This window comes from Peribacillus sp. TH14 (genome assembly GCF_016651145.1).
Classification (GTDB): Bacteria; Bacillota; Bacilli; order Bacillales; family DSM-1321; genus Peribacillus; species Peribacillus butanolivorans.
In genome coordinates this window covers 3,319,063-3,333,214 of record NZ_JAEKEK010000001.1, presented here as the reverse complement: position 1 = coordinate 3,333,214, position 14,152 = coordinate 3,319,063, and the positions used below count along the sequence as shown (strand labels likewise).

The 14,152-nt window shown below is 37.8% G+C and carries 12 protein-coding genes; 10 read left to right on the top strand and 2 right to left on the bottom strand.

Annotated elements, in window-relative coordinates; translation table 11 throughout:
* Nucleotides 1-12: 12 nt before the first annotated feature.
* The 8 genes from JFU50_RS16130 (at nt 13) to JFU50_RS16095 (ending at nt 8,770) form a co-directional block, all read left to right on the top strand.
* The gene (locus JFU50_RS16130) at nt 13-1,692 is read left to right on the top strand and encodes a methyl-accepting chemotaxis protein (protein ID WP_201223319.1); all 1,680 of its coding nucleotides are present in this window, start codon (nt 13-15) and stop codon (nt 1,690-1,692) included.
* A 515-nt stretch (nt 1,693-2,207) separates the two neighbouring features.
* On the top strand, nt 2,208-2,423 hold the full coding sequence (locus JFU50_RS16125) for a hypothetical protein (protein ID WP_201186330.1): 216 nt from the start codon (nt 2,208-2,210) through the stop codon (nt 2,421-2,423).
* Between the two features lie 792 nt (nt 2,424-3,215).
* Nucleotides 3,216-4,397, top strand: coding sequence for a poly-gamma-glutamate synthase PgsB (gene pgsB, locus JFU50_RS16120; RefSeq protein WP_201223318.1), 1,182 nt, complete (start codon nt 3,216-3,218; stop codon nt 4,395-4,397).
* A 15-nt stretch (nt 4,398-4,412) separates the two neighbouring features.
* Entirely contained in the window at nt 4,413-4,862 is a 450-nt protein-coding gene (gene pgsC, locus JFU50_RS16115) for a poly-gamma-glutamate biosynthesis protein PgsC (RefSeq protein WP_053347415.1), read from the top strand.
* 10 nt (nt 4,863-4,872) lie between these two features.
* On the top strand, nt 4,873-6,168 hold the full coding sequence (locus tag JFU50_RS16110; protein WP_201186334.1) for a CapA family protein: 1,296 nt from the start codon (nt 4,873-4,875) through the stop codon (nt 6,166-6,168).
* Nucleotides 6,169-6,249: 81 nt separating this feature from the next.
* Nucleotides 6,250-7,836: a gamma-glutamyltransferase family protein gene (locus JFU50_RS16105; protein WP_342214700.1), complete on the top strand. Its 1,587-nt coding sequence runs from the start codon at nt 6,250-6,252 to the stop codon at nt 7,834-7,836.
* 70 nt (nt 7,837-7,906) lie between these two features.
* Nucleotides 7,907-8,056 carry a CapE family protein gene (locus JFU50_RS16100; protein ID WP_201225219.1) on the top strand — a complete coding sequence of 50 codons (150 nt, stop codon included), beginning with the start codon at nt 7,907-7,909 and terminating at the stop codon, nt 8,054-8,056.
* Nucleotides 8,057-8,134: 78 nt separating this feature from the next.
* Nucleotides 8,135-8,770 (top strand): poly-gamma-glutamate hydrolase family protein, encoded by a 636-nt coding sequence (locus JFU50_RS16095; protein WP_201223317.1) that lies wholly within the window; start codon nt 8,135-8,137, stop codon nt 8,768-8,770.
* 82 nt (nt 8,771-8,852) lie between these two features.
* Here JFU50_RS16095 and JFU50_RS16090 read toward each other — a convergent pair whose 3' ends face one another.
* Nucleotides 8,853-10,055: a C40 family peptidase gene (locus tag JFU50_RS16090; RefSeq protein ID WP_201223315.1), complete on the bottom strand. Its 1,203-nt coding sequence runs from the start codon at nt 10,053-10,055 to the stop codon at nt 8,853-8,855.
* Nucleotides 10,056-10,485: 430 nt separating this feature from the next.
* Between JFU50_RS16090 and JFU50_RS16085 the strand changes: the two genes are divergently transcribed.
* Together JFU50_RS16085 and JFU50_RS16080 are read left to right on the top strand one after the other, a co-directional pair.
* The gene (locus JFU50_RS16085; RefSeq protein WP_201186340.1) at nt 10,486-11,877 is read left to right on the top strand and encodes a YcdB/YcdC domain-containing protein; all 1,392 of its coding nucleotides are present in this window, start codon (nt 10,486-10,488) and stop codon (nt 11,875-11,877) included.
* Nucleotides 11,878-12,095: 218 nt separating this feature from the next.
* Nucleotides 12,096-12,389, top strand: coding sequence for a HesB/IscA family protein (locus JFU50_RS16080; RefSeq protein WP_201223313.1), 294 nt, complete (start codon nt 12,096-12,098; stop codon nt 12,387-12,389).
* A 248-nt stretch (nt 12,390-12,637) separates the two neighbouring features.
* Here the strand turns inward: JFU50_RS16080 and JFU50_RS16075 are convergent, their stop codons facing one another.
* A complete protein-coding gene (locus JFU50_RS16075; protein ID WP_201225104.1) occupies nt 12,638-13,993 on the bottom strand; it encodes an arsenic transporter in 1,356 nt (451 codons plus the stop codon).
* Nucleotides 13,994-14,152 lie beyond the last annotated feature (159 nt).

Below are 14,152 nucleotides of genomic sequence, written 5' to 3'. Positions count from 1 at the left end.
GGGTCCATTAACGTGAGAAGTATTAAAGGAAAGATATTGGTGGCATTTTCACTTATTATATCTTTGTGTATCATCTTAGGAGCATTTAATATCTATAGTAGCAATAAGTCACTTGTGCATTCCAAAGATATTATTGAACATGAATTACCGGTTCTTATTGATGAAGAACAACTACTCAATAATCTTGCACAAAGAAGCGCACTCGCGAGAGGCTATATTCTATTTGGCGACGAAAGTAATAAAGAGAGGTTCTTAAAATATACCGAAGAAAGCAAAGTCATTCAGGAGGATCTTTTATCCCTAAGTGATTCTGACAAAATGAAGGAATTGATTCAGAAAAGCGTGGATTGGAGAACGATTATTATTGACCGCGTATTTACACAATATGATCAAGGAAATGAAGAACGCGCTAAAGAAATACTAAAGGATGAAGTTGCACCAATAAGCAATGAATTGATGGATGGGTTTAGGGAGCTAGCTTCCGAACGCGAGAAATCAATTGTCGCTTCCGGAGAAATCGTCATCGCAAGTGGAGAATCAGTTAAAACGACTAGTATCATTATATCCATTGCCGCTGTCATCATAGGCCTTCTGCTTGCGCTTGTAACAGCCAATATTATTACAAAACCTCTCCTTAAAATAAGGGACAGAATGAAAGTAGTGGCGAAAGGTGAGCTGAACCATGAACCTTTAGAGCAAAAGTCAAATGATGAAATTGGAGAATTAACTCTGTCCTCCAACCAGATGCAGAAAAACCTTAGTGATACTATCGAAAAAATGCTAGTTGTATCTGAATCCGTTTCGAACCAAAGCGAAGACTTAACTCAATCAGCAAATGAGGTCCAACAAGGCAGCAGACAGATTGCGACTACCATGTTCGAGCTATCGGAAGGTTCAGAGTCTCAAGCCCACCGAGCAGCTGATATGGTCCATATGATGGAAGAGTTCACCAGAAAGATCCAGCAGGCCTATTCTTGCGGGGAAGAAGTTTCCCAAAGCTCCACCGAGATTCTATCCTTGACCAAGGAAGGAATCATATTAATGCGTAACTCGGTCCAACAAATGAAAATGATTGATGAGATTGTCAAAAATGCTGTCGAACAAGTGAAAGGACTTGACTCACAATCAAAGGAAATCTCACAGCTTGTACAGGTCATCAAGGATATTTCCAATCAAACCAATTTATTGGCCTTAAATGCGGCTATAGAAGCTGCACGAGCCGGCGAACATGGAAAGGGCTTCGCCGTCGTTGCAGAAGAAGTACGAAAACTCGCAGAAGAGGTCACACATTCAGTTGGGGATATCACAAATATTGTCACAGCTATCCAAACTGGTTCAAAAACCGTCGTCCACTCTTTAGAAGATGGATACACACAGGTAGATGCAGGTACGAGACAGATTACCCTCACCGGCCAAACATTTGAAACAATTAATAATTCAGTCGGGAACATGGGTACAAAAGTACAGCATATTACAAATGACTTAAACTATATCACTACCAATAGTATAAAAATCAATCAAGCTATCGAAGACATCGCAGCCGTGTCTGAAGAGTCTGCGGCAGGTATTGAACAAGTCTCCGCCTCCGCCCAGCAATCCAGCTCTTCGATGGATGAAATCACTAATCATGCCCGTGAGCTCGCCTCTGCTGCTGAGCAACTAACTGACCAGGTTAAAAAGTTCCAATTATGATACTAGCAATTTCCTGCGTGTTGCACGCGGGAAATTGCTTTTTTTCTTTTCTTTTCCCACCTTCTATTTCCCTAATGTCTCTTTTATAGATTGTGTTTCGTTTTCGTTAATTTGGGGAATATATTACTAGACACATTAATAAAAAACAAATGGATTCAGGCACGTATCAAAAAACATTTTGATTTATTTTCAGAATATTTAGTGTATAATATATATAACTACAGGAATATTTTTTTACCACTAAAATTAATAGTATCATCTACTTCCACTTCACCTACTTACTGGCAAGTTCCAGTATCAAACGCTCATGATCCAAGCATCCATTTCAACCAATTGCATAGGAACTTCTTCTCAAGAAGGTTCTTTAGTATTATTCTTTCAAGAGTGAATAAAACACAACCAAATAACTAATAAAACGTACTTTTCTCTCCATTATTGTAAAAAAGGGCTAAGTTTCACCAAACCTATGTTACTATTAAACTAAGACTTTTTTAACCCAAAAAGGAGGAATTCATATGAAACGTTTTTTCAAATTCATAGCAGAGTTTAACGAACGGAAAGCCCTAGAACGAGAAACGGACGAGTTCTTTCGCAAAGAATACGAAAATTATATGAAGATGAATTCTGAAAAACAAGGAAAAAAAGCGAGATTAGCTCCTAAGCTTTATGTTATTGATGGTGGTAAAAAGGACTCCAATCCTGAGATTTCTGACAGAAAGAAATCCAGTTAACCTTAATTAATCCAGAATCAGCTACTTTCGTCGTGGCTCCTTTCCCACAAATTACGAATACTCCATAACTAGCGGAGATTTCTTACCCATTCTATTATTCTAAAAAATACAAACGGAAAGCTCAGATATCCTTCTGAGCTTTTTTTCTTTTCATTCTTCTATTTACACTATATTAATAGAAGAAACTAGGCATTTTTCCAAAAAAATTTGCTTGAATTTAGTTTATTTCATTTCAAAGAAAGAAGTCACGCTATAGCCCCATGGGTATTTCTCATCTAAAAAACCGAAAATCATAAAAAAAAGAGGGGTGTTCTTTTACTCATCTTTGTTCATATTCAAAAGAGTACAACTATTTGAGTCGATAGATGCAATCTCTTACATAGAATGACAAATGCATGATTATTGTTACGTAGAAGTCAAATAAATGGGTATAAACAATTATTAAACTGTAATAAACCTCACTTTCAGAAACAATTAATTATACAAATATAGCCATTAAGAATTGGGTTCAAATACTCACGAAACTATTTTTATGCTATTCAAAATGAGTATTTATTTACACTTTCCATATTTTAGTGTAAATAAACCAAGGTTTTACTGGATTTTCACCCATATCTTTGGTCTCATAAAACATTTAATCATTTAGATACTATTACACTTATATATACATTTATTTGTAAAATACAATAATAACTATATTGCGATAGAATTTTTGACCCTTGCTTCTTAAGTTTAAAATCATGTAGTGTGTATTCAGTAATTCAAATATTTGAAAAAAAGAGAGGTTAAAAAATGGCACCAATATTTATTTGTGCGATCTTTTTGCTTGGCTATGGCATTTTCGAACAAAAACGCCATCAGAAGCGTCTCGACTCCATCCCGGTCCGTGTGAATGTGAATGGGATTCGAGGGAAATCGACTGTAACGCGTCTAATTACAGGTGTGATTCAGGAAGCTAAGTACAAAACAGTAGGTAAAACAACCGGAACATCAGCAAGAATGATCTATTGGTTTACGGACAAAGAAAAACCGATTAAACGCCGTCCAGAGGGACCGAATATTGGAGAGCAACGCCGTGTAGTTAAAGAAGTTGCCGATTTAGGAACAGAAGCACTAGTTTGTGAATGTATGGCTGTACAGCCTGACTATCAACTAATCTTCCAAAATAAAATGATTCAAGCCAACATCGGAGTTATCGTAAATGTACTAGAGGATCATATGGATGTCATGGGACCAACATTGGATGAGGTTGCACAAGCCTTTACAGCAACTATTCCCTATAATGGGCATTTAATAACCATCGAAAGTGAATATTTGGAATTTTTCAAACAAATTGCAAAGAAACGTAATTCGAAAGTAATTGTTGCTGATAATTCAAAAATTTCGGAAGACTTTTTACGCGAATTCGACTATATGGTATTCCCGGATAACGCATCCCTTGCTTTGGCCGTTGCAGAAGCATTGGGCATTGATGAAAAAACGGCTTTCCGTGGCATGTTAAATGCACATCCGGATCCAGGTGCCATGCGTATCACTAAATTCGGAGACCCAATTCAGCCAACGTTCTTTGTAAATGGCTTTGCCGCAAATGACGCTTCGTCGACGTTAAACATCTGGGAACGTGTAAGTACCTTTGGATACAGCACAGAAGCTCCTATCGTCATAATGAACTGCCGTGCTGACCGTGTGGACCGTACAGAGCAGTTTGCAAGAGATGTATTGCCTTACATTAAATCTGAAATCGTCATTGCCATTGGTGAAACTACATCACCGATAACCCGGGTATTTGAGCAAGGTAAATTAGATACAAAAGAGTATTGGGATTTAGAAAACTGGTCAACTGAAGAAATCGTAGCCCGTCTCCGCCCATTAATGAAAAACCGAATCGTATACGGTGTCGGTAACATTCATGGTGCAGCAGAACCATTAATTGAAGCATTTATGAAATCTAAAACGAAGCAAAAAGCGAGTTAAGTAGGAGGAACCTTAATGTTTGGATCGGATTTATATGTAGCCCTAGTACTAGGGGTAACGCTTAGCCTTATTTTTTCAGAAAAAACGGGTGTCGTACCCGCAGGACTTATTGTGCCAGGTTATTTGGCATTAGTATTTGATCAATGGGAAATCATGCTGGTCATCTTGATCATTAGTGTAGTAACTTATTTAATCGTCACTCACGGCCTTTCAAGATGGGTGATTTTATATGGAAGAAGAAAATTTGCAGCTATGATGGTAACCGGAATTTGTTTAAAGCTCCTATTAGATTTCGTCTACCCTGTCATGCCATTTGAAATTTTCGAGTTTCGAGGAATCGGTATAATCGTACCAGGTTTAATAGCGAATACCATTCAAAGACAAGGAATGCCATTAACACTTGGCAGCACACTTCTATTATCCGGTTTAACTTTCGGCTTAATGAACGTGTACTACCTATTCTGAGGTGCATAAAATGAAACGAACTTTAAATGCAAAAGAAAAAACACTTATCTTTATTAAACATACGAAGACAAAGAATCTTAAGTATGCTGGAATCATTCTCCCTATTTTACTAATAGCATTAGTCATTACCACTTGGATGGGACGGGCTGAAGAAGTGAACACAGTCGCTTCAAAATCGGATCAAACATTAACGATGACAATGGTCGGTGATGTGATGATGGGACGATATGTTGAAAAAGTGACAGATAAACACGGGTATGATTACCTCTTCCGTTACATGAAGCCCTATTTTACTGCTTCAGATTATGTTAGCGGAAACTATGAACACCCTGCTTTAAAAGAAGATGTATCTAAATACAAAGAAGCAGACACAGCGATTCGATTAAACTCATATCAAAGTGGTGTAGAAGCTGTAAAAAATGCTGGCTTCTCTGTAATGACCTTAGCCAACAACCATATGATGGACTTTGAAGAACAAGGCCTGCTTGATACAATTGATGAATTCAAAAGTGTGGATATGGATTACGTCGGTGTTGGATCAAATACTACAGATGCTAAAGCAAGTATCAATTATTCAGATGTTAATGGCGTACGTGTGGCCACTCTTGGCTTCACCGATGTCTATGGCAAGGATGCAGTATCCAAAAATAATCAAGCTGGTTTATTAAACTCTAATCCGGATTTATTATTTGAAATGATTGGTAAAGCTAGAGATGCTAAGCAAGGAAACGCAGACTTAGTTGTGGTAAATATGCACTGGGGACAAGAATACTCTACATCTGCTACATCACGTCAAACAGAATTGGCTAAAGCAGTCATTGATGCTGGTGCGGACGTTATCATCGGTCATCACCCCCATGTCCTTCAATCGTTTGATGTATATAATGACGGAATAATCTTTTATAGTTTAGGAAACTTTGTATTTGACCAAGGTTGGACACGCACAAAAGATTCAGCCATGGTTCAATACCATTTAGCAGAAGACGGACAAGCTACCATTGATGTCGTTCCCCTCCAAATTGAGGAAGCAACACCAAGACCAGCTACCTCTTCGATTGACCAATCACGAGTTTACCGTCAGTTGACGAAGGAAACTAGTGAAAAAGTTCAATGGTCTAAAAAAGAGAATCATATTGAGATTACCATGAATCATAAGAAGGTAATCGACCATAAGACACAACGTGAACAAGAAGAAAAAGCAGCGCAAGAAAAGAAAGCTGCACAACAAAAAAAAGCTGAACAAGAAAAGAAAGCAGCGCAAGCAGAGAAAACTGCTGTACAACAAGATATCCAACCAATACAGTAAATAACTATAAACAAACACGTGAATAAGAATCTTATTAGAGACGCACAACTTAGATGCTCACCGAAAAGAGGGGATCAATTAGTGATTAATCGTATGACGAGGAAAGTACTTCTTTCCCTATGTTTGCTTATATATTTAGCAGGATGTTCGGAGCCATCCCCTCTTTCTGACACGAATAAACCGATAGACAGTAAGTCAGCCAATCAATCGTATGGAGTTAGTTCTTCCAGCCCTATCGCAATAGATGTTGGAATGGAGATTTTGGATAACGGCGGAACAGCTGCAGATGCCGCGATTGCCGTATCTTATGTATTAGGTGTAACTGAACCTTATGGATCAGGAATTGGTGGCGGCGGTGGTATGCTGATTGTACCCGAATCCCAAGATCCCAATTTTATCGATTATCGTGAAACGTCACCTGAAGACCCAAGTTCAAAACACAATACGGGTATTCCTGGCTTAGTAGCCGGCATGCAGGTTGTTCACGATAAGTATGGAAGCGTACCGATGGAAGATCTTCTTCAGCCGGCGATTGACCTGGCTGAAGAAGGATTTACAGTCAATGAAATGTTAACATCACGCTTAATCGCATCACAATCAAGGGTTTCTTCTGAAGAGACCCAAATATTTTATCCTGATGGTGATGCCATTAAACCAGGCAAAACTCTTACTCAAGAAAAGCTTGCTGAAACATTGAAACTGATACAGCAGAAAGGCCCTGACGGTTTTTATAAACAGGACATCGCACGCGATATAAAAAGAAAAACAGACATCGACTTGATGGATTTAAAGCACTATGAGGTGAAAGAACGGGAGCCGGTTCAAGGAACATTTGCTGGGTATGACATTTTGTCAGCCCCTCCTCCCTTTTCTGGAATTACAGTTCTTGAAATGTTAATGCTTGCTGAGAAAACAAACCTTGGTGATTCTTCCGGCAAATCAGATTACATGAAGGAGCTAGGGGCCATCACAAACACTGCCTATCAAGACCGAGTTACTCATACTGGGGATGGAATCAGTGCCTCTAAGGCTGAACAACTACTATCCCCCATTCACCTAAGCAACCTGAAAAATAAGATCCAAGAGGGAGAATGGAAAAATATAGAGTCTGGAGATTCCGAAGAACATGAAAGTACGACTCACTTTGTGATTATGGACAAATATGGTACTGTCGTTTCTGCAACAAATACGCTCAGTAACTTCTTCGGTTCAGGTGATTATACGAATGGTTTCTTCCTTAACGATCAATTGAAAAATTTCCGATCCGGTTTGAATTCTCAAGATGCGTATAAACGGTCAAGAACCTTTACAGCACCGACGGTTCTCAAAAAACAAGGGGAAGAAACGATTGGAATCGGTTCACCCGGTGGTGACAGAATACCTCAAGTACTGATGCAAGTCCTTTATTCATATACACAGAATGAAGGCTCATTTCAGGATATTATTGACCGCTATCGGTTTGTCTTTGATGGAAAGACCATCTATACGGAATCTCGGCTTTCAAATGAAATAATCTCATCATTAGAAGATTCAGGGTATAACGTCGTTCAAAAGGTTTCCCCCATGTATTATGGCGGAGTTCAAGTTCTAGTTAAAAACGAGAAGAACGGCCGGTTATCCGGAGCTGGAGATCAAAGAAGAAATGGTAGCTGGAAAGCACAGCAATAAAAAGAGCATCCGGCGTACCAGTTCATCTTTAAACATATAAATTTTTAAAGATCTATAAGGGGACGAGAATATGAATATTGTAAAAAAAGTAGCAGGCTGGGTTATCCCTGTTATTCTTATAGCAGGCCTGCTTGTAACCATGAATACGTTTAAACGGTCGGAAACATTAACACCGGGTGAGCAAAAGAAAATAGAACAATATACTAATATCCAAGAATAAAAAAAGCCGGGATTTCTCCCCTGCTTTTTTTATTTTTGATTTCAAGGGGTAATAATCTACAAATTGGGAGTGGAAATCATGCTGAAAAATAGCTATACAAATTTTGCTGAACTACAACAGAAAGAACAAGAAAAAATTGATTACAGCATCACCGCTTATTACAGAAATCCTGATATAGCAGTCCTAGCCATACATGGAGGAAATATCGAACCAGGCACAAGCGAAATTGCTGTAGCTCTTGGAGAAAAACTGAATGCTAGCACCTATCTATTTGAAGGTCTGAAACAAAGAAATAACCAAATCCTCCATATAACATCCAACTTATTCGATGAACCAATCGGTGTTAGAATAGCATCTAACGCAATGACCAATCTCTCCATCCATGGTCATTATGACATTCATAATGCGCTAATCTATATTGGCGGGAGAGATGAAGCCTACAAGAGCTTGATTGAACATTCCCTAAAACAAGCCGGATTTCAAACGGATGACGCACCTAGGCACCTTTCAGGCATGGGTGAAAGGAACCTCACAAATTTAAGTAAAACTGGGGAAGGCGTTCAATTAGAGCTCTCGACTAAACTACGAAAAAAATTTTTCAAAGAAGATAACTTCACCAGAAAAAACAGGAAAAACCAATCGGAACTTTTCGACCGATTTGTCAACGCATTAGAAAAGGCGACTATAAGTTATAAACAAAACTTTTATTCATAACATTTTTTATAATGTAAAATTAATTCAAAAAAAGACTACCCAGAAACATCTAAGTTAGTCTTGTGATCACTCGTATATATCATTAGTTCATAAGGTTGTCGACTTGACCAAAGCTTTCGAACTTCTCGGCAAAATAAACTGACTCAAGATTGGATATATGAACGCCAGCGTTTTCTGTTGTATTGATAAAACGGCCATCCCCTAGATATATACCTACGTGGGTCACGCCTAGTCTTGTGCCCGTATCCCTAAAAAACACTAAATCCCCTGCCTTTGGATTTTCGATTTTCGGCAACAAGGAAAAGTAGTCCTCTGCTGAACCGCGTTTTACTGAAAGGCCCTGCTCCTTCATGACCCAATAGATGAAACCGCTGCAATCCATTCCAATCATCGGATCATCTTCTCCGAAAACATAGTTAAATCCACGTAGAGTGTAGGCATACTTAATGACATCATAAGCTTTATCATAGGAAGCCTCTTGATTTTCATAAAACGGATACAAAGTATTGCTGTATACTTGAAGATACTGCCCCTGCATCAAGCTATCAGTTGGTAAAGCGTTACGCTTTTTGATTGTCTTAATCGAAATACCGTAATTAACCGATATGCTATTAAGTGTTTCCCCATTTTGGACGATATGCTCTCCCTTAGGTGTATACGTTTTATACACGGCTTGGTATTTTGCAAAATATTCTTCTGTGGTCGATCTCACCTGAACTGTTTCTGCTCCATATCCAGAATTGACAAATTGATCTTTCCCTAAATAGATACCAGCGGTCACGACTTTTGAACTGCCTCTTTCTAGAAAAAATATAATATCTCCAACCTTAGGTGTATCTGTATCCATTCCTTGCTTATAATAACCTTCTACTGTCAAACGGTCGATGGGCACATTTTGTTGGGAGAGTACCCAATGAATCAATCCGCTAGAGTCAAACCCTTTTTTAGGCGTCTCTTCTCCAGCTGTTTTTTTAAATCCTGTAAAAGTTCTCGCATAGTTTGCAATTTGCTTTCCTCTCTCCGCCCATTGATAGTTTGTAGGAGTATAAACCGTTTTAATGATTCGTAAATTCTGCCCCTCATATAACTTAGTATCCGGTAAACCATTCGTCTTCATTAATTGTTCCGTCGATATATCATAAGTCAATGCAATCGATTCTACCGTGTCTTGAGAGGATACAGAATGAACTCGATCAGCCGCTTCAACTTTTACACCAGGGGAAAAAGTAAAACTAAACATGGCTAGTGCTAAAAGCAAAATACTTCCTAATGTTCTTTTACCCATTTTAACCCTTCCTTTATAACCAGAAATATTTATTAAAACATGCAGTCATCTAGTCAAAACACTTGATTATAAAGATGTTTTTTTAAAATAAATCAGGTATATATATAACTTTTATCTCAATACCTTATTCAACATTACACTTTATACTCATCCTCTTTTATAATATCGGTAATTAGCCTATGCCTTTTATCCTGTTATCAACAAATATATATTTGTTTAGTTTTTTAACAAATTCCCACACCATTAATAGTTTTTTATACTCATATCACATGATAATAAATCAACATCTAGTCGATAAAATTCCCATTCTAAGATTTCAATTAAACATAAAAAAGGAGCCTCTTCTTCTGAAATTCAAGAGACCCCTTCTCTTACCTTATCAGAACACTTCTTATGGAAAACGGATATAATTTAATGGGGAGGGATTTAGTTGAACAAAAATTCATTAAAACAAAAGGCTATCGAAATAGGGAAGGTACATAGTGGATATACATTAGAAATTGAAGATTTTCATAAAAAAAGTGGGACATTGATGTTCGCCTGGAAATCAGCTTGCGGATCTAAGGAGATAATCGTAGAGCTGGATGTATTCGGCAATCTGCTAGATTTTCATCTTGATAAGGAGTCTGTATCTAAAGTGGTATTAGCGGAAAAATCACTTCATGAAAGAGCCTTACAATATGTCATGGTCTACTATCCCGAAGCACTGGATAATTTTATCCTGGAAAAAATAAGCGTGAACAATGATAAGAAATCTATGCAATTTACATATGTTCAGCAGCAATTAAATTTACCGCTTCCTCGCACTGGATTTTTCGTGGAAACTGCTCTAGACGGCGAGGTTATCCACTTCCATTATTATGGAGCTGCAAAAGAAATCACCGTGCCAGAAAACCTTCTTGCTAAAGAACTAGTGATGGAAAAATGCCTGAAAGATCTCGATATGAAGCTTTCTATTGCTATGATTAACTCGGAAGTCCATGAAAACGGCAAAGACTTGCCTCGTCTAGTATATGAACCGGTTCTCCCCTTTTATAGCCACCCTGCCGACCCTTCATCTGTAATGAAAAGGGATGAACAAGAGGATGAAAATGAAGAGGACTCATTATTATTGCCGCTTCCTCAACAGGAAATGCCATTACCGGATATTAATAAAGCTATCGGTTTTGACCTCGATGCCTATACGAAAGTACGGGAAGTCGATTTAGGTGATGAACTTGTTACGGTTTGGAGACAGGGAGAACCGCCAAAAGTTCAAGATTTAAGTGTAGACAGCTATTTCATTACTCAGAATGACCAGGCCTTCAAAATCAAGACAAACAAAGAAACTGGCATGGTATCATCGTTTGCCAATTTTGAAGACACGAGAGGCCCCCTGTCCTTATCCATCACAGAATGTAAAAAAATCGCCAGTCAATTTCTTTACAAGCTATATCCTTATGCTAACCGTTACTTTTATATTAATGAGGTTATATCGGATACAGAGAATCATAAGGTCGCTTTTCACTTTACGCTGATATATGAAGGAATACCTTTTGGGCTCGCTTATCTATCAGTTAATGAAACAACCGGTAACATTGGTTCCTTCTTCGGACCTGATCTTGATCCAGTTACCCTGTCGCAAATCCAAACGCTGCCTGCAATTTCCCCTGAACAGGCCAGGAAACGATTCATTTCGGCTTTCGAGCTAGAACTACTCTGGGATAATAACTACAAAGAGAAAAGCGATGAATATTATGAACTTGTCTATAAACAATCCTCTAGGAGAATATCATACATTGATGCACAGACTGGTGAAATCATATGGTCGAAGTTACATTAGAGTCATTCCTTATCTAAAGAAATCACTACTATCGCATTTATTTAAAGATTTCAAAGGAGTAAAAAATGCATACCACTTATTGAACTATTGTCATGGATTATATCCTCAAAAATTCAAATTTTTTAAGAGGTTCTAAAAATCGGTTGAGTAAAGAGTAAATGGTATCGATTGTAATGTTTATCATGATAAAGTGAGCCTAATGTATTGGAGTGAACATCTTGATAACAATAACAGTTAAAGCCCAGGAAATAATTAAAGGCATGCAGCAAAGTATGGAAGAGGAAACATTTTTGAGATTTGGTGTAAGTAGAGCATGTTGTAACCAGATGAACTATTCATTAAGTTTGACAAGATTTAAAACAGAACAAGAAGAAGAACTAGTTTTACATGGTATTAAAATTTTAATCGATCCATCAGATGCCCGATTTACGGATCAAACAGAAATTGATTATGAAGGCGATGGTTTTTTGATAAATAACCCTAATCCGTTAGTTTCACCATTAATCTATTAGAAGAAAAAAGGGGAACCACATTTGCAGCTTCCCCCTTTTCTCAATATCTATGTCAGTACCCTGCTTAAATCTAAACACATGTAACATCGGAAAATATAGAAACTGTTGTCCATTAAATAACACAAGAATATCTGAACTCAGATCAGTAAGAATTCCTCTATAAGATTTACTTCCTGAGAGTTGAGCATCAATCTGTTCACCTAGTAATGCGCCCTCCACACTAATTACTAATTCCTCCTAGGGTATTATTAGCTAAATACCATTTGCACCCAATAGTATAATAAAAGCAGCGTCACCAAGGTAGCTAAGGGTATGACTATTAGGGATACGTTTAAATAATCTTTCCAACTTATTTTCATTTTATTTTGTTTCAAGATATGCATCCAGATAAGGGAGGCAAGCGTACCAATAGGTAATAACAATGAGCCCATGTCACTCCCAATTATATTCGCGAGATAGATCGTTTTTAACGTGATTGGATCAAGTCCCATTTCTGTTAAGGTAATGGTACCAATCATTAAGGCTGGATGATTATTAAAAATGTTTGATAGAATCGAAACTAATCCTCCCATGACAAAACTCGCACTTAATAACCCCTGGTTTACAATTGGTTCACATATTTGCACGAGTATTGCTGTAAGTCCTACATTATGGAGGCCATAAATAATGACATACATAGAGAATGCAAATATCAGAATATGCCATGGTGTCTTTTTTAAGATATCAACAGGATTGGTTCGCAAATGATACCATCTCCACACCAGTAAAGATAAAGACCCAAGTACAGCAACAAATTCAATTGGTATGGAAAGATACGAAGCAACAAAGAGTAAACAGCGCACCACAAAGACATAGAGCAATACCTTTAACATAAATTTAGTACGTTGACGTTTTGTTTTAACCGACATTTTTCCCTTTAAAGGATGGAAATTCTTAGTGAAAAAACTATCCTCAATGTCATATGAAAGATCGGGCAACTTTTTGGGCAATTTTTTCTTTACCACTACGAACATCAACCATGACATAAAGATTAAACCCAATGTTGCAGGTACAAACATCATGGCTGTATGCATATAAAGTGTCATATGCACAATTTGCAATGCGATTAAATTGACAATGTTACTAACCCCAATAGGAGCGCTAGAAGCAGTCGCAATCAGTGCTCCGCTCAAAAGATATGGAACGGCTTCATGCGGTTTCAGTCTAAGATTTTTCAGAAGCAATATCAATATGGGTGTCGTAATCATGATGCTACCATCGTTATTAAATAACAGGGTCATTAAAAAACATAATAATTGAATGTACCAATATAGGCGATATCCTGAACCTCTAGCAAGGGTAGAAAGTTTTGCTGCCGCCCAATGAAAAAAACCAAAACTTTCTAGTATGACAGCCATGACAATCGTTGCCATGATGGTGATCGATGCGCCCCCGATTTTATTGATAATATCCAAAATATCTCCACGTGATACTATGCCAGTTAGTAAAATAATACCCGCACCGATTGAAGCTGGCCACGCTTCATTTATACCTCCTGGCCTCCATAATATGACTATCATTGTCATGACGAACACAAAGATAGTCATTCCAATTTCGATATGCATGTTATTCTCCCCTTTTCGGGCCTTGAGCCATTGGACCCTACTTGTCCGATCCATATATATATATTCCTCCTTATTAAAAAAGCACAAGATAGTAAACCACTTCTTCTAAATTGTACCTTTGTCCTTCTAGTAAAAATGTCCACTAAAGAGAGAAGTCTA

Bases quoted from the DNA above. Each gene is read 5' to 3' on its own strand.
- JFU50_RS16100 (WP_201225219.1), top strand. From the start codon at position 7,907: ATGAATATTGTAAAAAAAGTAGCAGGCTGGGTTATCCCTGTTATTCTT.
- pgsB (WP_201223318.1), top strand. From the start codon at position 3,216: ATGGCACCAATATTTATTTGTGCGATCTTTTTGCTTGGCTATGGCATT.
- JFU50_RS16090 (WP_201223315.1), bottom strand. From the start codon at position 10,055: ATGGGTAAAAGAACATTAGGAAGTATTTTGCTTTTAGCACTAGCCATG.
- JFU50_RS16075 (WP_201225104.1), bottom strand. From the start codon at position 13,993: ATGCATATCGAAATTGGAATGACTATCTTTGTGTTCGTCATGACAATG.
- JFU50_RS16125 (WP_201186330.1), top strand. From the start codon at position 2,208: ATGAAACGTTTTTTCAAATTCATAGCAGAGTTTAACGAACGGAAAGCC.
- JFU50_RS16110 (WP_201186334.1), top strand. From the start codon at position 4,873: ATGAAACGAACTTTAAATGCAAAAGAAAAAACACTTATCTTTATTAAA.
- pgsC (WP_053347415.1), top strand. From the start codon at position 4,413: ATGTTTGGATCGGATTTATATGTAGCCCTAGTACTAGGGGTAACGCTT.
- JFU50_RS16095 (WP_201223317.1), top strand. From the start codon at position 8,135: ATGCTGAAAAATAGCTATACAAATTTTGCTGAACTACAACAGAAAGAA.